The sequence below is a fragment of the Dongia sp. genome (assembly GCF_041905885.1).
Lineage (GTDB): Bacteria > Pseudomonadota > Alphaproteobacteria > Dongiales > Dongiaceae > Dongia.
Genome location: NZ_JAYRKD010000008.1, coordinates 214,010 through 232,648, shown reverse-complemented (window position 1 = coordinate 232,648; position 18,639 = coordinate 214,010). Strand labels below are relative to the sequence as shown.

The following is an 18,639-nucleotide window of genomic DNA, read 5'->3' as shown; positions in this document are numbered from 1 at the left end:
TAGCGCTCGACCGCCATGGCCATCTGCGCCTCGATGATCTTCTCCAGAGCCTGACGACCCATCGGCCGATAGCCCTCCGACCAATCCAGGCCTTCCGCCTGCATTGCCTTCACGACTTCAAAAGCCATTGGTAAACTCGTGATCGTCGCAGCTTGCTGTGGCATGGGGGTGCTCCTCTTGTGTGCTTGGCAGTTCACATCTGGAGTACCCCTTCCTTGCCCTGACACAAAATCTCTTACGTCACCGGCGGCGCGTCGACAGCGACACGACGCCCTGATTGTGGTATGATCCGTGACTACCCTCAGACCTGTCGCCGAAGCTCCGCAAAGGCGGAAGCGCACAGCGCTTATGCGGGTGTTGTTTGAGATTGTGAATGCCGTTTTAGAGAGCTGCGGCCGCCGTGGCGCGGGGCCGCCGGTGCGTCCACAATGCAGACGGGACGCAGACACGGACAGATTTTAGCGCCGATTCCACGGACCCGGCGCTCCCGGCGAGGTCTGCATGGCGCCGCGTGGCCGCGTGGAGAGGAATGTTGTGGGCACAGTGCCTTAGCGTGCCCACAACCCGGACAGGACCCGGACAGAAAAAGAGTGGCACGCAGATTCAGCGCGACGCTGCGCGACCCATCGATGTCTGCGTGGCGCTGCGTAACCGGGTGGGCGGAAGTATTGGATGTCAGTGCTTTAGCCTGCCCCCAACGCAGACAGGACGCAGACGGGAAAAATTTCAGGCGCAAATTCCGCATAACACGGCGCGGGTGCCGCTGATTCTTGCATAGCTCTTCGGAAAAGCGGCCGGAGCGTTTACCGCCCCGGCCCCTCGTCCTTCCTAATCTCAGCCGTTCACCACCACTTCCTGCCCGACCGTGATCGGGCTGCTGGTGTGCAGGGTGGCGACGACGTGCTCGAAGCCGTTGGCCGTGTTGCCGTCGGCATCGACTCCGACGATGACGTTGCCGAAGCCGTCGTTGGTCAGGGAGACCCGACCCTCGCGATCGCCGGCGGCGATGCCGAGACCGTCGAAGAGCTGCGTGAGGTCCAGGCGGTCCTCGCTGCTGAAGCCTTCGATCAGGTCATGGCCGTCGAGCATGCCGGTCACGACGAAGGTATCGGCGCCATCGCCGCCGCCCATCACGTCGTCGCCGATGCCGCCGGTGATGACATCGTCGCCCTGGCCGCCGTCGATCGTGTCGGCGCCTTCGCCGCCCTTAAGGATGTCATGGCCGTCGCCGCCGAAGATCAGGTCGCCGTCCTTAGTGCCGGTGATCGCGTCGTTGCCGGCGCCGCCATCCAGGGTCATGTGCGGGTTGCCGGACTGCACGCCGGAGGCATCGATCACGTCGTTGCCCTCGCCGCCGTTGACCCGGATCTCGTCGTCCAGCTCGCCGTGGCTGACGGTGACCTGGGCGGGGAGGCCGGTCATGGTCACCACGCCGTTGGCCGAGGCGATGGTCATCTGGTCGTTGCCGGCGCTGCCGTCCACGGTCACGGTGTCGAGCGCGCCGTCGCCGTCGCCGGTGAAGGCGGAGAGGTCGATCGCGACCTGCTTCACCGCCGTGCCGCTCAGGTCATGGACATGGATGTTGTCCGCACCGCCGAGCGCCCGGAACTCGATCCGCTCCATGCTGTTGAGGTGCATGTCGATGGCGGCGACGTTGCGCGTCAGCTCGGCATGGCTGCCGTCGGCCAGGATGTTGATCTCCTCGCCGATGTTGCTGCCGTTGAAGCGCAAGGTGTCGAAGCCGGCCTGGCCGTCCACCGAGTCGCTGCCGTCGCCCGGATCCCAGTTGAAGACATCGTTGCCGGCGCCCATCAGGGCGACGTCGTTGCCCTGGTTGCCGTCGATCACATCGTCACCAGATCCGCTGAAGATGGTGTCGGCGCCGTTGCCGCCGGTGAAGTGCAGCGACGTGGTGAGGCCGCTCGCCATGATCACCTGGCCCGGCACATTGCCGAAGCTGCTGATCACGTTCAGCACGTCCGACGAGTCGACGTTGTCGATGGTGATGGTCTGGAACGTGTTCTGGTTGGTGATGAGGATCTGGTTGCACTTGCTCTCGATCAGCATCACCTCGCCGACGCCGTTCTGGACGGTGACGGTCTCGCCCGGCGATCCGGCGCCGAGATCGACCATCACCTTGTCGATGGCCGTGGTGCTGAGGTCGCCGATCAGGATGCTGTCCTTGCCGGCCCCGCCCATGACCTTGACCTGCTCCATGCCGGAGACATCCAGCGTGGCACCGTCGCTCCCGATGACCGTGAGCTTGCCGCCGACATTGGCGAAGACCTGGATCTGGTCGTCGCCGCTGCTGCCGTTGAGGACCAGGGTGTCGATCCCGGCCCCGCCGTCGATCACGTCCTTGCCGCCGCCGATCGACCAGGTGACCGTGTCGTTGCCTTCGCCGCCGAGCAGGGTATCCGCGCCGGCGCCGCCGAAGATCAGGTCGTTGCCGGCGCCGCCGTCCAAGGTCAGCGCCATGACGCCGTCCTTCAGCGCCGAGGCATCCAGCGTGTCGTTGCCGTCCAGCGCCCGCACCACCAGCACGTCGCTGGTCTCGGCATTGGCGATGGTGATGGTCTCGGCCGCGCTGGCGATGGTGATCAGGCCGTCCGCGGCTTGGGTCAGCTTGATCGCGTCCTTGGCATTGCTGAAATCGGCCAGCACGGTATCGACCGCGCCGTCGCCGCCGCCGGTCGAGCCGCCGAGGTCGAGCGCCAGCTGCTTCACGCCGGTGCCGGTGAGATTGCCGATGGTGATCACGTCGGCGCCGCCCAGCGCCCGGAACTCGATCCGCTCCATCTGCTCGAGATCCATGGCGATCGCGGCGACGTTGCGGGTGAACTGGACATGCGTGCCGTTGGCGGAGATCCCGATCTGCTCGGCGATGTTGGCGCCGTTGAACGCCAGGGTGTCGAAGCCGGCCTGGCCGTTGACCTTGTCGCTGCCGTCGCCGGGGTTCCAGACGAAGCGGTCGTTGCCGGCGCCCATCAGCACGGTGTCGCTGCCCTGGCCGCCGTTGATGAGGTCGTTGCCGGCGCTGCCGGTGATCGTGTCGTTGCCGGCGCCGCCGTTCAGCGTCAGCTGCACCCTGTTGGCGGCGAGCTGGCTGGCGTCGATGATGTCGTCGCCCTGGTTCGCATTGATGGTCAGGAAGTCATTCGCGCCGGCGTGGGCGACCGTGATCTCGGCCGCGAGACCCGTCACCAGGATGTTGCTGCCGGCGGTCGCGAGCTGGATCGCATCCGCGCCGATCGTGCCGCTGATGCCGAGCTGGTCGGCGTCGCTGTCGCTGCCGAGATCGACCACGACGGCACCGAGCCCGGTCCCGGTCAAGTCGCCGATCACGACGTTGTCGGCGCCGGCGCCGCTGCGGATGTCCAGCTTATCGACCTCGTTCATGTCGAGGGTCACGCTGACCAGGCTGTCGGTCAGCCCGAGCCGCCCGCCATTGGCGAAGATCTGGATGGTCTCAGCGGCATCGGCGCCGTTGAAGCGGACGGTATCGACGCCGTCCTGACCTTCGATGGTGTCGTTGCCGTCGCCGCTGTTCCAGGTGAACTTGTCATCGCCGCCGCCGAGGAAGGCCACGTCGTTGCCATGACCGCCCGTGACCGTGTCGTTGCCCTCGCCGCCGCGCAGCACGTCGTCGCCTTCGCCGCCGGTGATCTTGTCGTTGCCGTTGCCGCCGTCGAGGACCAGCTTCAGCGCCGCCGCCGGCAGGCCGCTGGCGTCCAGGGTATCGTTGCCGTCGAGGCCGCTCACCACCAGCGTATCGTCGGCTTCGGCGTTGCTCAGCGTGACCGTCGTCTTGAGGCCGGTCACCGAGACCTCGCTGCCGGTGGCCGTCACGTGGACGTTGTTGTTGGTGGCACTGCCGTTGACGACCACGGTATCCGCCGCGGCGTCGCCGCCGCCGGCGAAGCCGCCGAGGTCGATCGCGACCTCGCGGACCGCAGTGCCGGTCATGTCGCCGATCCAGATCGTGTCGGTGCCGCCCAGGGTGCGGAGCTCCATGCGCTCGACGCTTTCCGTGTCCATGGTGATGGCGGCGACGTTGCGGGTGAGCAGGGCGTGGCTGCCCTCGGCCCGGATCTCCATGATCTCGCCGATATTCGCGCCGTTGAAGGCCAGGGTATCGAAGCCGGACTGGCCATTGACGATGTCGCTGCCGTCGCCGGGGTTCCAGATGAAGCGGTCGTCGCCGCGTCCCGTCAGCGCGATGTCGTTGCCGCGGCCGCCGGTGATGACGTCGTCATCCTTGGTGCCGGTGAGGGTTTCGGGATCGTTGGTGCCGTTGATGATCGCCATGTTTCGCCGTCCTTCAAAGTGGGGGTCGCTTCGAGGGCGACAGCAGGCGCAGGCGGCGCGTGATCCGCCTGTAACGCCCATCACAGGAAGCGATACTTACTCGGTCCGTGCGGGTGAATATGGCCGTATGTGCGGCTCAGGAGGCGAGTTGCGCCACGCGCCGCGCGACGCGCAGCGTGCAGGGCAGGGCAAATGCGCCATGACGGTGATGCGGGTGGGCCGAATCACCGCTGAGGGAAGAGCGTCGCTACCGGTTCGCCTTCCGCGCCAGGAAGCGCGACATCCGTTTCAGCCCCTGCTCGAGCACCTCGGTGCCGCAGGCATAGCCCATCCGCACCGTGCCCTCGAGGTCGAAGGCGCTGCCGGGGCAGAGCATGACGCCTTCCTCTTCCAGCAGCCGGAGGCAGAAGTCGCGCGACGACATCGGCAGGTCATAGGTGAGCAGCGCCGTGGTGCCGGACTTCGGCTTCACCCAGCGCATCCGTTTCTCCCCCGCCATCCATTTCGAGAGGATCGCGAGGTTGTCGCGGGTGATGCGATGGGCGCGGGCCAGGATCTTGTCGCGGTGCTCCAGCGCCAGCGCCGCGAGGGTGTCGTCGATGCGGCCGACGCTGATCGTGTTGTAGTCGCGGTGGATCATCGCCGCCTCCAGCACGTCGCGCGGCGCCACGATCCAACCCAGGCGCAGCCCGGCCAGCGAATAGGCCTTGGACATGCCGGCGGTGCTGATCCCTTTCTCATAAAGATCGGCCATCGAAGCGGAGTAGCCGTCGCCCGCCTGGTCGGTGCCGCGGTAGACCTCGTCGCAGAGAATCCAGGCGCCGACCTTGCGGGCGAGAGCGGCGACCGCCTCGAGCATCGCCCGGTCCATCAGCGCGCCGGTCGGGTTGTTGGGGTTGTTGATGGCGATGAGCCTGGTGGTCGGCCGCAACATTGCCTCGAGCGCGGTGAGGTCGGGCAGGTAATTCTGCTCGGGCTTCAGATGCAGGAGCTCGACCTCGGCGCCGATGCTTTCCGGGATCGAGTAGTGCTGCTGATAGGTCGGCACCACGGCGATCACATGATCGCCGCGGCTGACCAGCGCCTGGTGCACCAGGGCGTTGGCGCCGATCGTGCCGTGGCAGACCAGCACGTTCTGGCGCGCCTGCTTCGCGTAGAGCGACGCGATGGCGTCGCGCAGCCGCGGGCTGCCTTCGATGTCGCCATAGCCGAGCCGCATCGGCAGGAGTTCGTCGAGCAGGCTCTCGCGCCTGCCGGCCATGTCCAGAAGCTCGCCCAGGGTGATGGAATCGACGCAGGTCTCGGCCAGGTTGAGTTCGCACCGGGTCTCGAACTCGTTCATCCACATCTCGACGCCGAACGGCCTGATCTCCATGGACGCACCCCTGCTGGACCTTTGCGGTCCAGCCTGTCTAGCGGATGCGCCGTGCGGTGGCGATGGCGATTTATCGGCTGGCGCGGACCGGGTTCTGCTGGTTCTGGCCGGCGCCGGACGCCGCTTCCAGCCAGTTCAGGGCGTTATCGACCAGGCCGATCCCGGTGCCGGCGCGCTTGCCCGCGGCCGGTTGCGCCGCCTGTTGCGCGGCGGCGACCGGCATGCGCGGGGCCGGCAGCGGTCGGGCGGCGCGGAAATCGCTGACCGCCTCGGCATGGACATAGGCGATGGCGCCGGCGCGGGTCGCCACCTGCCACCAGGCGCCGTCCTTGGAACGGGCGACCGCGTGGAGCTCGGCATTGGCCGGCAGCTTGGCGAGGATCGCCGCGTCCTTGCTCGGCTCGGCGCGCAGCCGCGAGCCGGGCTTGGCGAACAGGCTGCGGGTCTGCGTCACGAAGGCCGGGGCCGCGCCCGCCTCGGCCAGGCGCAGCACCGGCGGTTCGGCCTGCGCGGGCTCCGCCGCGGCGATGAGATCGTCCTTGGCCCGCTCGCCGGCCGGCGGAATGAAATAGAAGGACTTCACCAGCGACGAAGAATCCCAGGGCGTCTGCCGGTCGTCGGTGGCGGCGAGCACCTGCTCGCGCACCCGCTGGAACACTTCCGCCAGGTCGAGGCCGGGGAGCTGCATCGAGGCGGCGACCGCCTCGGCGAAGGGGCTGTGGTCGCCGTCGCCATCGACCGCGACCTCGCCCGGCGCCGTCGAATAGCTGATGAAGGTGCCCTTGGGCTTGGTGCGGATCTCGGCGAAGCCTTGCGACGGTGCCACCGAGCGGAAGTCGCGGGCCAGCGGGTTGTTGCGGCAGGCATCCAGGATCACGATATTCACCCGGCTGCCGCCGTAGGCCATCTGCTTCAGGATCAGGTCGGCGGAGACGCCGTTGATCTCGACATCGACCTCGCGAGAGATGTCGGCGTCGGTCGGCACCAGGAAGTTCTGGCCGTCGAGCTGCAGCCCGTGGCCGGCATAGTAGAACAGCCCGACCGCATTGGGTCCGGCTTCGGCCAGGCGGTCGCCGAACCGGACGATCGCGCGCTGCATCGGCTTCTGCGCGGCGTTGGTGACCAGGATGACCTCGAAGCCCAGCCTCTCCAGCGTCGCGCCGATCAGCGCCGCATCCTTGGCCGGGTTGGCGAGCTTGATCGCGTCGGCATAATCCGCATTGCCGATGACCAGGGCGATACGCGGCTCGCGCGGGACGTAAGGCGGCGGCGCGGCCGGCCTTGCGGCGGCCGGCCCGGCGGCGGCGCAGAGCAGCAGCCAAGCGAAAAGAACGGAAGCGAAGCGCGCGATGGTGTGCATGACCGACCCCAAAATCTGTTGGGATCAAGATTGCGAAATGCATTCTCCTTGACCACTTCGGGTATTCGAGGAGAACTCGACTATAATTTTATCGATCGCGGACGGCGGCTTTCGGCTGGCCGCTATTCAATTGAAATCGCTGACGGATTTCATTCCGCTCCGAGCCGTCTTTCGCCTTTCGGATGCGCTCCAACTCACGATTCAACCAGCCGCTGCACGGGCGTGTGAGTCAGCGAAAGATGCTTTGATCGAAGTGCTCGACCCGCGGGAAGGGGTCATAGAAGTGGTGCAACAGCGCGCGCCACTTCTCATAACGCGCCGATTGCCGGAAGCCGATCGTATGGTCTTCGAGCTTCTCCCATTCGACCAGCAGCAGATAGCGGCTCGGGGTCTCGATCGAGCGCCGCACGGCGATCGAGCGGAAGCCGGGTGTCGCCGCGATCAGCGGCCGCGCTTCCTGCATCGCGGCTTCGAAGGCGGCCTCCTCGCCGGGCCTCACGTCGAGCAGCGCGGATTCCAGGATCATCAGAAGCCTCAGTCGAATGCGGTGGGATCGATCTCGGTCGGGCTGGCGAGCTGCCGCGCGATGAGCGCCGGGAAGCCCAGGATCCAGGCGCCCAGCAGCGTCGCGGCGACGGTCTGGCCGATCAAATACGCATACTTGATCGTGGCGACGTAGATCTGGAGGTCTTCGGTCAGTTCCACGACGGCCATGATGACGCGAAAGAAGATGAAGGACGTAGCGCCGAACAAGAAGAAACCAATGACCACGAAGCAAGCAAAGCCGAGAACCAGTCCGAAATCCCGGCCGCGGCCGAGTTGCCAGGTGCGTTCCGCCGCACCGCGCCAACCTTGCGTGGCCACGATCGCCGGCAGAAAACAGAGCCTGGCGAACAACCATATTCCCGGCAGGGCCAGCACCAGGCTGCCGATCCAGAACCACCACCCGTTGGTCAATGCGGTCAGATTGCCGCCCGCGATGATCAGATAGGCCATGGTGAAAGTCAGCATCCAGACCAGCGTCGGCCCGAGCAGGGCGGCGACCGCCGCAACGGCATAATCCGGGCTGCGCCTGAAACTCCGCACCAGCCAAGGCCAGATCGGCTCATCGGCGCGCTGCCCGACGCAGCGTTGCCAGGCACAGCCCCAGAAGGCCAGGAATGGGATGGCGAGGAGGCCGATTGCCCAGAAGTGGTCCGGGTGCGCGGTCACGCCGAACAGCGGCATGCCGTAGATCGCCTGGCTGGTGGACATTGCGCTGAGCGCGGCCGCCACCGGACCGACCAGCAAGAGGCGGAGCGGGTATTCGACCGGCAGCACGAGCGCGCGGGCGAAAGCTGGCAGCGTAGCCAGGCGCGGCGATGCGGCGAGCTGTGGTCCCGCCGGGAGCGCGGCTTCCTCCGCCATCAGATCACCACCTTGCCCGGTTCCGGGGCGAGGTCGCCGGGGATGACGGCGACCATCAGGTGTTCGACCCGGCCGTCGCGTCCCAGCGGCAGGATCAGGGTCTCCTCGTCGAAGCTCTTGGTGTCGAACGCGCCGTGCTTGCGATAGGCGTAGGGCTGTAGGCGGTCGACCACGCGGTCGTAGCTGGCGGCGACGAAGTCGATGTAGTCGGGCAGGCCGAGCTGATCCAGATAGCGGCCAGTATAATCCATGCCTGAGAGCATGGCGAGGATCGAGCCGTCGAGCTTGAATCGGTAGCGCCGCGGCGTGAGCTCGACCTCGACCAGGGTCACATAACCGAGGATGTAGCGGAAATCGAGCGGATCGACCCCGGTGCGCGCCGGCATCGCGGCATCCGCGCAGCGGCCGCGCCAATAGTCCAGCAGCCGCTTCAGGCGCGGATCGTGCAGGTCGTCCAGGCAGTCGGCAGGCAGGATCGCATCGTTCACCGGCCGCATTCTCCACGCTCGTCGGTGCTTACGCCTCTCATCACTCCGCGCCGGATCGGCGATGTCAAGTCGGGCCGCTGCCGGGGTGCAGGGCGCTCGTTCATAAGATTGAAATTGGCGCCTGATGTAATGCCCCCACCCTTGCGTGACGCCGAATGGCGCGTTCGCGACGGTTTGCCGCTTGCGGCTGGGCCGGATTCTTTTTAGGGTCGATTCCAAGGCCCAGAAACTTCAAATATAGGCCGTTTTCCACCAGCCCCCCGAGGAGTAAAGCGCCATGGCCCAGAATGGACAGGACGTCGTCATCACTTCCGCCGCGCGGACCGCGGTCGGCGCTTTCGGCGGGGCTTTGTCCAAGCTGCCGGCCCATGAGCTCGGCAAGGCGGCGATCGTCGAGGTGCTGAAGCGCGCGAAGATCGCGCCGGGCGAGGTCTCGGAAGTGATCCTCGGCCAGATCCTCGCCGCGGGCGAGGGCCAGAACCCGGCCCGCCAGGCCGCGATCGGCGCCGGCATTCCCTTCGAGAAGACCGCCTATGGTATCAACCAGCTCTGCGGCTCCGGCTTGCGGGCGGTGGCGCTCGGCTTCCAGGCGATCCGCAACGGCGATTCCGAGATCGTGGTCGCCGGCGGTCAGGAGAGCATGAGCATGGCGCCGCATTGCATGCATCTCAGGAACGGCACCAAGATGGGCAATGCCCAGATGATCGACACCATGATCACCGACGGGCTCTGGGATGCCTTCAACGGCTATCACATGGGCAACACCGCCGAGAACGTGGCGAAGGCGTTCCAGATCACCCGCGAGCAGCAGGACCAGTTCGCGGCCGCCTCGCAGCAGAAGGCGGAAGCCGCGCAGAAGGCCGGCAGGTTCAAGGACGAGATCGTCCCGATCGTGGTCAAGGACCGCAAGGGCGACGTCACCATCGACAGCGATGAGTATCCGAAGCACGGCACCACGGTCGACACGCTGGCCAAGCTGCGCCCGGCCTTCCTCAAGGAAGGCGGCACGGTGACCGCCGGCAACGCATCGGGCATCAACGACGGCGCCGCGGCGGTGACCCTGATGTCGGCGGAAATGGCGGCCAAGCGCGGCCTGACACCGCTCGCACGGATCGCATCCTGGGCGACCGCCGGCGTCGATCCGGCGATCATGGGCACCGGCCCGATCCCGTCCTCGCGCCTCGCCTTGCAGAAGGCCGGCTGGAAGATCGACGACCTCGATCTCATCGAGGCGAACGAGGCCTTCGCGGCGCAGGCTTGCGCGGTCAACAAGGACTTGGCCTGGGATCCGGCGAAAGTGAACGTCAACGGCGGCGCCATCGCCATCGGCCATCCGATCGGCGCTTCGGGCGCGCGCGTGCTGGTAACCCTCTTGCACGAGATGCAGAAGCGCAACGCGAAGAAGGGCCTCGCCACGCTCTGCATCGGCGGCGGCATGGGCATTGCGCTGACGGTCGAACGCTAAAACAACAACGAAGACGTCGAACAGGGGAGGAAACATGGCACGGGTGGCAGTGGTGACTGGGGGAACCCGCGGCATCGGCGAGGCGATCTCGGTCGCCTTGAAGAATGCCGGCTACAAGGTCGCGGCGAACTACGCCGGCAACGACGCGGCAGCCAAGGCCTTCCAGGAGAAGACCGGGATCGACGTCTTCAAGTTCGACGTCGCCGACTTCAAGTCCTGCGAAAAGGGCGTCGCCGAGATCACCGCCAAGCTCGGCCCGGTCGAGGTGCTGGTCAACAACGCCGGCATCACCCGCGACACCACCATCGTGAAGATGACGCCCGAGCAGTGGGAGCATGTCATCCACACCAACCTGACCTCCTGCTTCAACATGTGCCGGCTGGTGATCGACGGCATGCGCTCGCGCGGCTTCGGCCGGATCGTCAACATCGGCTCGATCAACGGCCAGGCCGGGCAGTACGGCCAGGTGAACTACGCCGCCGCCAAGTCCGGCATCCACGGCTTCACCAAGGCGCTGGCCCAGGAAGGCGCCTCCAAGGGCATCACCGTCAACGCGATCGCGCCGGGCTATATCAACACCGACATGGTGCGCGCCGTGCCGCAACCGGTGCTCGAGAAGATTGTTGCCAAGATACCGGTCGGCCGTCTCGGCGAAGCCTCGGAGATCGCCCGCGGCGTGCTGTTCCTGGTGGCCGACGAGGGCGGCTTCGTCACCGGCTCGACGCTCTCGATCAACGGCGGCCAGCATATGTATTGAGCAGGAGTGCGCGATGGCCGATACCGTGATGGCGACCTTCCAGGTCAAGGCCGGCATGGTCGATCGGCTCTCTCTCCTGCTCGACAAGCATTTCGCCACAATTTCGCGGCTCGGTTTCGGCGGCGGGCCGAAGCCGGTCCGCGTGGTGCTGGAACAGCCGACCGGTCCGATCCTCTACGACATCTTCGACTGGAACGAGGGCGCGATCGGCAAGGCCCATGACAATATCGAGGTGCAGGCACTCTGGCGCGAGATCGACGCCTGCTGCGAGTCCCGCGGCGGCAAGCCCGGGCTCGATTTTCCGCATGTGAAACGCCTCAGCAGCTGAGGCCTCTCTTCCAATAAGGAGTATTTCCCGTGGCCCTGATGCCGTTCATCGAGGAAGCCGACGCCTCGCCCGAAGTGAAGGCCGTCTACGAGGATATCAAGGCGACCCGCAAGGTCGACTGGATCAACAATTTCTGGAAGGTGCTGGCCAACGATCCCGTTACCTTGAAGCGGACCTGGGAGGATCTGAAGCAGATCATGGGCCCGGGCACGCTCGACCCGGTCACCAAGGAGATGCTCTATCTCGCGGTCAGCATGACCAATTCCTGCGACTACTGCATTGTCAGCCACACCGCGGCCGCGCGCAAAGCCGGGATGAACGACGCGATGTTGGCCGAGCTGGTCTCGATCGTCGGCATGGCCAATGCCACCAACCGCATGGTCGCCGCCTACCGCACCGAGCCTGACGAGCGGCTCATCAAAGCGGCGGCCGGCGGGAAGAAGAACTAACGCTTCCCGCTCACCCTTACAGCGCCCGCATCTGCTTGATGTAGCCGTCCACTTCCTGCTCGATCAGGGTCGCCTGCTTGGCGACTTCGCGGGTGGCGCCGATCACGTGGCCGGAGGCTTCGCCGGTGCGCTCGGAGGCGCCGCCCAGGGTATTGATCTGCCCGGAGAGCTCGACCGCGCCGTTCGCCGTCGCCGAGGCATTGGACGAGATTTCTCGGGTCGCCTGGTTTTGCGCGGCAATCGCGGTCGCGACCTCCTGCGACAGCGTGTTGATGCGCTGGACGATGCCGACGAAGCTTTCGATCGAGGTCGAGGTGCCGTTGGCAGCCGACTGCATGGTGGTGACCTGCGCCTCGATCTCCTCGGTGGCGCGGGCGGTCTGGGTGGCGAGCGCCTTTACTTCCTGGGCGACCACGGCGAAGCCGCGACCCGCCTCGCCGGCGCGCGCTGCCTCGATCGTGGCGTTCAGGGCCAGGAGGTTGGTCTGCTCGGCGATCCCGCGAATGAGGTTCACGATCTCGCCGACCTTGGCGGCGACGTCGTTCAGGGTGCGGACGGTGGTGGACGTCTCGTCCATCTGGCCGACCGCCTGGGTGCTGATCTTCGAGGATTCGTCAACCAGCTGCGAGATCTGCTCGATCGAGCCGGCGAGCTGCTCCGTCGCCGAAGAAATGCGCTCGACATTGCCGGAAGCCGAGTGGGCGTTATCCTTGGCGCCGGCGGCGAGGCTGTTGGTCTGCTTGGCAAGACCTTCCATCTCTTCCGCGGTGTTGCTCAAGGTCGAGCAGGCGCCGTTGACACCCTTCATCAAGTCCTCGATCCGCTGCGAGAAGGCGGCGCTCAGGCGCTCGATCTCCTGCTCGCGCGCGGCGCGGGCCGCGGCCTCCGTGGCCTTGTCGGCGTTGATGCGCTCTTCCTGCTCGCGCTGCTCCTTGAGGGCCGACTGCATGCGGTCGAGGGCGCCCAGCAGCTGGCCCACCTCGTCGCGGCGTTTCGATTTCAACTCGTTGGTGAGGTCGCCCTTGGAGATGCGCTCCGCCGTGCCGACCGCGACCCGCAGCGGCTTCGAGATGTTGCGGGCGAGCAGCAGCGCCGCCATCAGGCCGATCACGAAGATGGCGCCGGTGATGATCAGGTCCTTCTTGTGCTCCTCGGCGACGCGTTCCGCGGCGTTGTCGCGGGACTGGAAGCCGTCGGCGAGGATGGTCTCGGTCAGCCCGTCGAGGGTGGTGCCGACCTTGTCGCGCAGCGCATCGGTCTGGTTGCTGTCGATCACGGTGAGGGCGCCGCCCTCGGTGCCACCGAGCTGGATCAAGGCGGCCTTGCGCCATTCCTCGATCAGCGCGGTCGCGCTCTCGACCGACTGCTTGGAATCCTCGGACGCGGCACGTTCCTTCACGATGGCGAGGTTCTCCAGCAGCGTGTCGATCTGCTTGTCGAACTCGGGAACCGCCTTCTTCCAATCCACCCGGTTGTCGAATTGCAGCGTCCGCGCGAGGAAGGCATTGGCATCGGCGAAGTTCCGCGCCGAGATCTGCACGTAGTTCACCGACATCACCGGACCGTCATACATGTCGGTCGCCAGCGCACCCAGTGCATCGAGGCTCTTCGAGGTGTAGAAGCTCTTCGCGCCGAACACGATCAGCAGCGCGAGGAAGATGGTGATCAGCTTGGTGCGCAACGACATGGCGATACCCGTTTCTCTTTCCCCCAAAGATCCCCGTGACTACTGCACGGTGACCGTCATCTTCATGCCCGGATGAATGGCGCAACGCACGTCGTACACACCGGGCGTGGTGAATGTGGTCTTCCTGTCGTCACCCGGCTTGATGGTGCCGAGGCTGAAGTCCTCCGGCGCGCCCTTGGTGAAGACGTTATGCGCAATCTTGTCGTCGTTAACGAAATCGATGGTGTCGCCGGACTTGATGGTGACGGCGGCTGGGCCGAAGGACTTGTTGGCCTGGCTGACCTTGATCTCGTCGCCGATCGAGAGACCGGCCTTGGCGATGACCATAAGCGCAGCAAGAGCGAGAATCCGGATCACGTGAAATCTCCCCGTCTGTCGATGATTCAAGGCAGGACCGGCATCGTCATCGGCCGGTCCTCGCTGGTGAGGGTCTTCAAGAAGGCAACGACGTCGCCGACATCCTGGTCGGACAGCGGCACCGGCTTGATCGCGGACGAAAGGCTCGGCCGGGAGACGATGCCGTTGACATAGTGCTTCAGGACGTCTTCCAGGGTCGCGACCGAGCCGTCGTGCATGTAGGGCGCGCGCTGGTCGATGTTCCTGAGGCCGGGCGTCTTGAATGAACGCTCGAGCTCGGCGACGCCGGTCACGATCTCGGCGCGGCCGAGATCGGTGGTGGCGGGCAGGCCGATGTCATGGAAGCTGTCGTCGGTGAAGGTCCAGCCGGAATGGCAGGCGGTGCACTGGCCGGTGGTGTTGAACACCACGAAGCCATGCTTGGCCTGGTCGGAGATCGCGGCCTCGTCGCCGGCGATCCAGCGGTCGAAGGGCGCCACGCCGGAAACGATGGTGCGCTCGAAGGTGGCGATCGCCTTGGCGATGTTCTCGGCGGTGATGCCCTGGCCAGGGAAAACGACATCGAAGCGCTGCTGATAGCCGGGGATCGCCTTCAGCCGGTCGAGCAGCACCTCCATCGGCATGTTCATCTCGGCGGTCGAGGTGATCGGGCCGGTGGCCTGCGCTTCCAGGCTGTCGGCGCGGCCGTCCCAGAAGAAGGCCTGGCCCCAGGCGCGGTTGAGGATGCTCGGCGAGTTGCGGCGCAGTGCCACCATGTTGTCGCCGACCGCGGTCTTGCGCCCGTCTTCCCAGCCGAAACTCGGGTTGTGGCAGGAGACGCAGGCCTCGACGGCGACGCGGGAGAGGCGCGGGTCGAAGAACAAGGTCTTGCCGAGCTCCGCCTTCTCCGGCGTATAGGGGTTGGTTTTCGGAAAGGGGATCTCGGTCGGTCGGGCATAGAGCGCCTTCAGCGCCGCGACGTCGGCCGGCGGCTGTGCCGTGCTGGCGGTCTGCGTCGGCGCCGCGGCAGTGCCGTCGGCGCCAGCGGAGAGAGCCGGGCCGACGAGCGACAAGACTGTCGTCACAGCCAGCAGCAGTCGATTGCAATTCATTCCGAAGCCCCCGAGAGAAATCCCAAGACTGTGGGGATTTAAACCCGCGACTTTGAATAAACTGTTAAGTGGAGTTGCCTCTGTGCGAAGTCACGCATACAGGAATACACCTAGTCCCGCTTGCGCGATGGTTGCATACAGTACGATGCATCGCGCCCTATCGCTGCGGTGGTTCTCTTGAAACGCTTGGAAGATCTGTCATCCGGCGCCGATCCGCGGCTTTTTAGGCAAATGCGTGGTCTTCGCACCTTGTTAACCGTTCCGGGGCAAGATTTTTTTGTGGAGGAACGCAACGATGGCGAAACCGGAAACCGAGAAGACCGAGCCTGAGGCCGAAGGCGAAGCCGAAGAGCCTTTGGTGGCGAGCGAGCTCGACGAGCGCACCCATGCCGAGATGCTGATGTTCTACCACGAGGCAGTGAAGACCAGCCGCTTCGGCAAGTTGCAGCAATGGCGCTCGATGGCGATCGGCCTGGTGGCGATTTTCGGATTGGGCGTGCTCGGCGCGCATGTCTCCGAAGATGACTTTCTTTTTCGTCTGGCGCAGTTCCTGGCGGTGGTGATCGCCCTTGCCGCAATCTACCTGATCGTCTTCTATCAGTTCTGGCAGAACACCGAGCGCGAGAAGCTGGTGCGCATCATGGCGCGGTTCTCCAATCTTTCGCGCTCGATCCGCGGCATGTCGTCCGGGCGCGAGGCGAGCCTGCGCCGCTTCGTGGTGCTGGGCTTCATGATCCTGGTGATCGTCGGCGCCGCTGCCCTCACGATCATCTACCTGCAGCAGCTGCCGCGCTGACGCCGGCTACTTGCCGCTGCCGGCCACGTCCTGGGTGTCGCGGGTCAGGTAATAGGCGAGCAGGATCGGGCCGAAGGTGATCACCATGACCATGACCGCCGCGACATTGGTCACCGGGCGGTCATGCGGGCGGGACAATTCCTTCAGGATGAAGATCGGCAGGGTGTTCTGGTTGCCGGCCGTGAACGTGGTCACGATGATCTCGTCGAAGGAGAGGGCGAAGGCCAGCATGCCGCCGGCCAGCAGGGCGGTCGCCAGGTTCGGCAGGATCACGTAGCGGAAGGTCTGGAAGCTGTTGGCGCCCAGGTCCATCGAGGCCTCGACCAGCGCCGGCGAGGAGCGCCGCAGCCGGGCGATCACGTTGTTGTAGACCACCACCACGCAGAAGGTCGCGTGACCGAGCACCAGGGTCCAGAAGCTGAACGGCATTCCGGCGATGTCGAAGGCGGCGCGCAGCGACATGCCGGTCACGATGCCGGGCAGCGCGATCGGCAGCAGGATCAGCAGGGTCACCGTCTCCTTGCCGAAGAACCGGAACCGGTACATCGCCGCCGCCGCCAGCGTGCCGAGGACGAGCGCGATCGTCATCGAGATGAAGGCGACGCGCAGCGACAGGCCGAGCGCCGCCCAGAGGTCCTGGCGGGCAAAGGCCTTGCCGAACCATTCGGTGGTCAGGCCCGGCGGTGGAAAGCCGTAGGACCGGTCGTCGGTGGTGAAGCAGTAGAGGATGATGAACAGGATCGGCACGTTCAGGAACAGGACGCCGAACCAAGCCGCCGCGGTCAGGCCCCAGCCTGCTCCTGCCTTGCCCGTATCAGAGCGCATCGAAGGCACCGAGGCGTTTGGCGGCGGAAAGATAGAGCGCCATGATCACGATCGGTACCACGGCAAACGCCGCCGCGAGCGGCAGGTTCGAGGCGGTGCCTTGATACTGATAGACCAGCTGGCCGATGAAGGGCCGCGACGAGCCGACCATGTTCGGGATGATGTAATCGCCGAGGGTCAGCGAGAAGGTGAAGATCGAGCCGGCGGCGACGCCGGGGATCGAGAGCGGCAGGATCACCCGGCGGAAGGTGTCGCGGGGATGGGCGCCGAGGTCGCTCGAAGCCTCGATCAGCGACCTGGGCACCCGTTCCAGCGCCGCCTGGACCGGCAGCACCATGTAGGGCAGCCAGATATAGACGAAGACGATGGTGGTGCCGATCATCGAGGTGCCGAGCGAGGCGCCGCCGACATCCGGCGTCGCCAGCACCCAGTCGAGCGATCCCTGCAGGCCAAGATGCGCCAGCAGCCAGGTGACCGCGCCTTCCTTGGCCAGGATCAGCTTCCAGGCATAGACCCTGACCAGGTAGTTCGACCAGAGCGGCAGCATGACCGCGATATAGAACACCGCCTTGGCGCGCGGCCCGGCATAGCGCGCCATGTAGTAGGCGAGCGGGAAGGCGATCGCGGCGCAGAACACCGTCACCACCGCCGCGGTCAGCAAGGTCCGGCGGATCACCGAGATGCTGGTGTCGTTGAACAGGCCGGCATAGGTCGCCAGGGTCGGCGTGTAGACCACCTTGCCCGTGAAATCGTCGACCGAGAAGAAGCTCTGCGCCAGCAGCGAGAACAGCGACCCCAGGTAGATGATGCCGAGCCAGAGCAGCGGCGGCAACAGCAGCAGGAGCAGCAGCAGCCGCGGCCGCACGTAAAGCGCGGTGGAAAGGCGGTGCAGCAGCGAAGGCGCGGTGTCGGTGGCCGTGGCGGCGGGCAAGATCAGGTCCCCGGAGTCGAATCCCGTGCTATTGAGCGCGGGCTCGCTCCAGGGGTCAAGCTGTTATCGGCTCAGCGGCCGTCGCCCATGGCCAGCCACCAGGCGCAGTCGGCGCCGAGCTCGGCCAGCGCCTTGGCCTCGTAGGCCTCGACCTCCTCGGCCGAGAGCGTGTCGCGCCAGCGGCCGTTGGTGCCCTTGTTGACGAAGGTCTGGGCGCCGCCCTGCCATAGCACGCCGCCCAGCGGCGCCACCTTCTCGGCATGGGCCTTCATGTAGTCGAAGCTGCAGTGGTGAACGATCTGCGGCATGATCGCCTCGTCGATCCCGATGTCCAGGAAATCGGCGATCCGGCGGATCGCGCCCGGCAGGTCGCGCTTCATGTCGTTGAAATGCAGCATGAGCACGTTGGGCAGGTGGCGGATCTCCCACCAGGAGCGGATGTTCTCCCAGAACGGCCAATACGGCTCGCCGTTCTGCTCGAACCAGCGGGTGAAGAAGGCGTGCGGGTCGTTGGCGCCGCGCTCCAGCCGCGGCCCCTGGCGGCCCGGGCAGTCGTTGAAGGCGGCGAAGAAGGCGTCGGTCGCGTTGACGTGGTGATTGAACAGGCTCCAGATCGCATCGCGCCCGTCGCGGCCGATGTAGATGTATTTGGCCTTCGGCGAGAATACCAGCGCATCGACCGGCAGATGGGTCTTCAGCACCCGGCGATGCTCCTGCAACTCGAGCCCGTCGATCGCCGCCTTCGGCATGATGCGGAGATCGACCCAGGGCGAGAGCGCCGGCACATCGATCCCCTCGGCGCCGTTGAAGATCAGCTGCGACACGATCTGCTGGGTCCAGGTGGTCCCCGACTTGCCGTAAGTCGCGACGATCACGTCGTCGTTGCGGAACTTGAAATTGTTCCAGACCGTGGAGTCCATGTGGTGGTTGTGCATCTCCCGGCGCTTCACCGGCCAGGTGATCGGCGTCATCAAATTCATAGCTGCCCTCGAACTGAGATTTCCGCGTCCCACAA

The 18,639-nt window shown here is 65.7% G+C and carries 17 protein-coding genes; 5 read left to right on the top strand and 12 right to left on the bottom strand.

The genetic code is table 11. From position 1 onward, the window contains the following. Positions 1 to 834: 834 nt before the first annotated feature. The 6 genes from ACH2CY_RS11220 to ACH2CY_RS11195 form a co-directional block, all read right to left on the bottom strand. On the bottom strand, positions 835 to 4,308 hold the full coding sequence (locus ACH2CY_RS11220; protein WP_395019028.1) for a beta strand repeat-containing protein: 3,474 nt from the start codon (positions 4,306 to 4,308) through the stop codon (positions 835 to 837). A 247-nt stretch (positions 4,309 to 4,555) separates the two neighbouring features. Next, positions 4,556 to 5,683: an aminotransferase gene (locus ACH2CY_RS11215; RefSeq protein ID WP_395019026.1), complete on the bottom strand. Its 1,128-nt coding sequence runs from the start codon at positions 5,681 to 5,683 to the stop codon at positions 4,556 to 4,558. 70 nt (positions 5,684 to 5,753) lie between these two features. Then, on the bottom strand, positions 5,754 to 7,043 hold the full coding sequence (locus ACH2CY_RS11210; RefSeq protein WP_395019024.1) for a caspase family protein: 1,290 nt from the start codon (positions 7,041 to 7,043) through the stop codon (positions 5,754 to 5,756). Between the two features lie 229 nt (positions 7,044 to 7,272). Continuing rightward, on the bottom strand, positions 7,273 to 7,569 hold the full coding sequence (locus ACH2CY_RS11205) for an antibiotic biosynthesis monooxygenase family protein (RefSeq protein WP_395019022.1): 297 nt from the start codon (positions 7,567 to 7,569) through the stop codon (positions 7,273 to 7,275). 8 nt (positions 7,570 to 7,577) lie between these two features. Then, on the bottom strand, positions 7,578 to 8,450 hold the full coding sequence (locus tag ACH2CY_RS11200; RefSeq protein ID WP_395019020.1) for a hypothetical protein: 873 nt from the start codon (positions 8,448 to 8,450) through the stop codon (positions 7,578 to 7,580). Continuing rightward, positions 8,450 to 8,938, bottom strand: a complete 489-nt coding sequence (locus tag ACH2CY_RS11195) for a PAS domain-containing protein (RefSeq protein WP_395019018.1) — start codon at positions 8,936 to 8,938, stop codon at positions 8,450 to 8,452. Before ACH2CY_RS11195 ends, ACH2CY_RS11200 begins: the two co-directional genes overlap by 1 nt. Positions 8,939 to 9,215: 277 nt before the next feature. On the opposite strand from ACH2CY_RS11195, the gene ACH2CY_RS11190 reads away from it, so the two are divergent. Genes ACH2CY_RS11190 through ACH2CY_RS11175 form a run of 4 tightly spaced genes read left to right on the top strand, consistent with a single transcriptional unit; the run spans position 9,216 to position 11,937 of the window. Beyond that, positions 9,216 to 10,403 (top strand): acetyl-CoA C-acetyltransferase, encoded by a 1,188-nt coding sequence (locus ACH2CY_RS11190; RefSeq protein WP_395019016.1) that lies wholly within the window; start codon positions 9,216 to 9,218, stop codon positions 10,401 to 10,403. A 34-nt stretch (positions 10,404 to 10,437) separates the two neighbouring features. Continuing rightward, positions 10,438 to 11,160, top strand: coding sequence for an acetoacetyl-CoA reductase (gene phbB / locus ACH2CY_RS11185; RefSeq protein ID WP_395019015.1), 723 nt, complete (start codon positions 10,438 to 10,440; stop codon positions 11,158 to 11,160). A 13-nt stretch (positions 11,161 to 11,173) separates the two neighbouring features. Next, entirely contained in the window at positions 11,174 to 11,488 is a 315-nt protein-coding gene (locus ACH2CY_RS11180; RefSeq protein WP_395019013.1) for a hypothetical protein, read from the top strand. 38 nt (positions 11,489 to 11,526) lie between these two features. Next, positions 11,527 to 11,937: a carboxymuconolactone decarboxylase family protein gene (locus tag ACH2CY_RS11175; RefSeq protein WP_395019036.1), complete on the top strand. Its 411-nt coding sequence runs from the start codon at positions 11,527 to 11,529 to the stop codon at positions 11,935 to 11,937. A gap of 16 nt (positions 11,938 to 11,953) precedes the next feature. On the opposite strand, the gene ACH2CY_RS11170 is transcribed toward ACH2CY_RS11175, so the two are convergent. From ACH2CY_RS11170 to ACH2CY_RS11160, 3 genes are read right to left on the bottom strand one after another with little or no spacing between them, the layout of a single operon-like run. Next, positions 11,954 to 13,624, bottom strand: a complete 1,671-nt coding sequence (locus ACH2CY_RS11170) for a methyl-accepting chemotaxis protein (RefSeq protein WP_395019012.1) — start codon at positions 13,622 to 13,624, stop codon at positions 11,954 to 11,956. Positions 13,625 to 13,663: 39 nt separating this feature from the next. Next, entirely contained in the window at positions 13,664 to 13,981 is a 318-nt protein-coding gene (locus ACH2CY_RS11165) for a plastocyanin/azurin family copper-binding protein (protein ID WP_395019010.1), read from the bottom strand. A 26-nt stretch (positions 13,982 to 14,007) separates the two neighbouring features. Beyond that, a complete protein-coding gene (locus ACH2CY_RS11160) occupies positions 14,008 to 15,072 on the bottom strand; it encodes a cytochrome-c peroxidase (RefSeq protein WP_395019008.1) in 1,065 nt (354 codons plus the stop codon). 295 nt (positions 15,073 to 15,367) lie between these two features. Between ACH2CY_RS11160 and ACH2CY_RS11155 the strand changes: the two genes are divergently transcribed. Beyond that, a complete protein-coding gene (locus ACH2CY_RS11155; RefSeq protein ID WP_395019006.1) occupies positions 15,368 to 15,868 on the top strand; it encodes a hypothetical protein in 501 nt (166 codons plus the stop codon). Between the two features lie 6 nt (positions 15,869 to 15,874). Here ACH2CY_RS11155 and ACH2CY_RS11150 read toward each other — a convergent pair whose 3' ends face one another. The 3 genes from ACH2CY_RS11150 to ACH2CY_RS11140 form a co-directional block, all read right to left on the bottom strand. Then, the gene (locus ACH2CY_RS11150) at positions 15,875 to 16,693 is read right to left on the bottom strand and encodes an ABC transporter permease (protein WP_395019004.1); all 819 of its coding nucleotides are present in this window, start codon (positions 16,691 to 16,693) and stop codon (positions 15,875 to 15,877) included. Beyond that, positions 16,683 to 17,624, bottom strand: coding sequence for an ABC transporter permease (locus ACH2CY_RS11145; RefSeq protein ID WP_395019002.1), 942 nt, complete (start codon positions 17,622 to 17,624; stop codon positions 16,683 to 16,685). Before ACH2CY_RS11145 ends, ACH2CY_RS11150 begins: the two co-directional genes overlap by 11 nt. A 71-nt stretch (positions 17,625 to 17,695) precedes the next feature. Next, entirely contained in the window at positions 17,696 to 18,604 is a 909-nt protein-coding gene (locus ACH2CY_RS11140; RefSeq protein WP_395019000.1) for a sulfotransferase domain-containing protein, read from the bottom strand. Positions 18,605 to 18,639: the final 35 nt, after the last annotated feature.

What these genes read in the sequence shown, in the direction of transcription:
- ACH2CY_RS11220 (WP_395019028.1), bottom strand. Translation starts at nt 4,308, where the DNA reads ATGGCGATCATCAACGGCACCAACGATCCCGAAACCCTCACCGGCACC.
- ACH2CY_RS11215 (WP_395019026.1), bottom strand. Translation starts at nt 5,683, where the DNA reads ATGGAGATCAGGCCGTTCGGCGTCGAGATGTGGATGAACGAGTTCGAG.
- ACH2CY_RS11210 (WP_395019024.1), bottom strand. Translation starts at nt 7,043, where the DNA reads ATGCACACCATCGCGCGCTTCGCTTCCGTTCTTTTCGCTTGGCTGCTG.
- ACH2CY_RS11205 (WP_395019022.1), bottom strand. Translation starts at nt 7,569, where the DNA reads ATGATCCTGGAATCCGCGCTGCTCGACGTGAGGCCCGGCGAGGAGGCC.
- ACH2CY_RS11200 (WP_395019020.1), bottom strand. Translation starts at nt 8,450, where the DNA reads ATGGCGGAGGAAGCCGCGCTCCCGGCGGGACCACAGCTCGCCGCATCG.
- ACH2CY_RS11190 (WP_395019016.1), top strand. Translation starts at nt 9,216, where the DNA reads ATGGCCCAGAATGGACAGGACGTCGTCATCACTTCCGCCGCGCGGACC.
- phbB (WP_395019015.1), top strand. Translation starts at nt 10,438, where the DNA reads ATGGCACGGGTGGCAGTGGTGACTGGGGGAACCCGCGGCATCGGCGAG.
- ACH2CY_RS11180 (WP_395019013.1), top strand. Translation starts at nt 11,174, where the DNA reads ATGGCCGATACCGTGATGGCGACCTTCCAGGTCAAGGCCGGCATGGTC.
- ACH2CY_RS11175 (WP_395019036.1), top strand. Translation starts at nt 11,527, where the DNA reads ATGCCGTTCATCGAGGAAGCCGACGCCTCGCCCGAAGTGAAGGCCGTC.
- ACH2CY_RS11170 (WP_395019012.1), bottom strand. Translation starts at nt 13,624, where the DNA reads ATGTCGTTGCGCACCAAGCTGATCACCATCTTCCTCGCGCTGCTGATC.
- ACH2CY_RS11160 (WP_395019008.1), bottom strand. Translation starts at nt 15,072, where the DNA reads ATGAATTGCAATCGACTGCTGCTGGCTGTGACGACAGTCTTGTCGCTC.
- ACH2CY_RS11155 (WP_395019006.1), top strand. Translation starts at nt 15,368, where the DNA reads ATGGCGAAACCGGAAACCGAGAAGACCGAGCCTGAGGCCGAAGGCGAA.
- ACH2CY_RS11150 (WP_395019004.1), bottom strand. Translation starts at nt 16,693, where the DNA reads ATGCGCTCTGATACGGGCAAGGCAGGAGCAGGCTGGGGCCTGACCGCG.
- ACH2CY_RS11140 (WP_395019000.1), bottom strand. Translation starts at nt 18,604, where the DNA reads ATGAATTTGATGACGCCGATCACCTGGCCGGTGAAGCGCCGGGAGATG.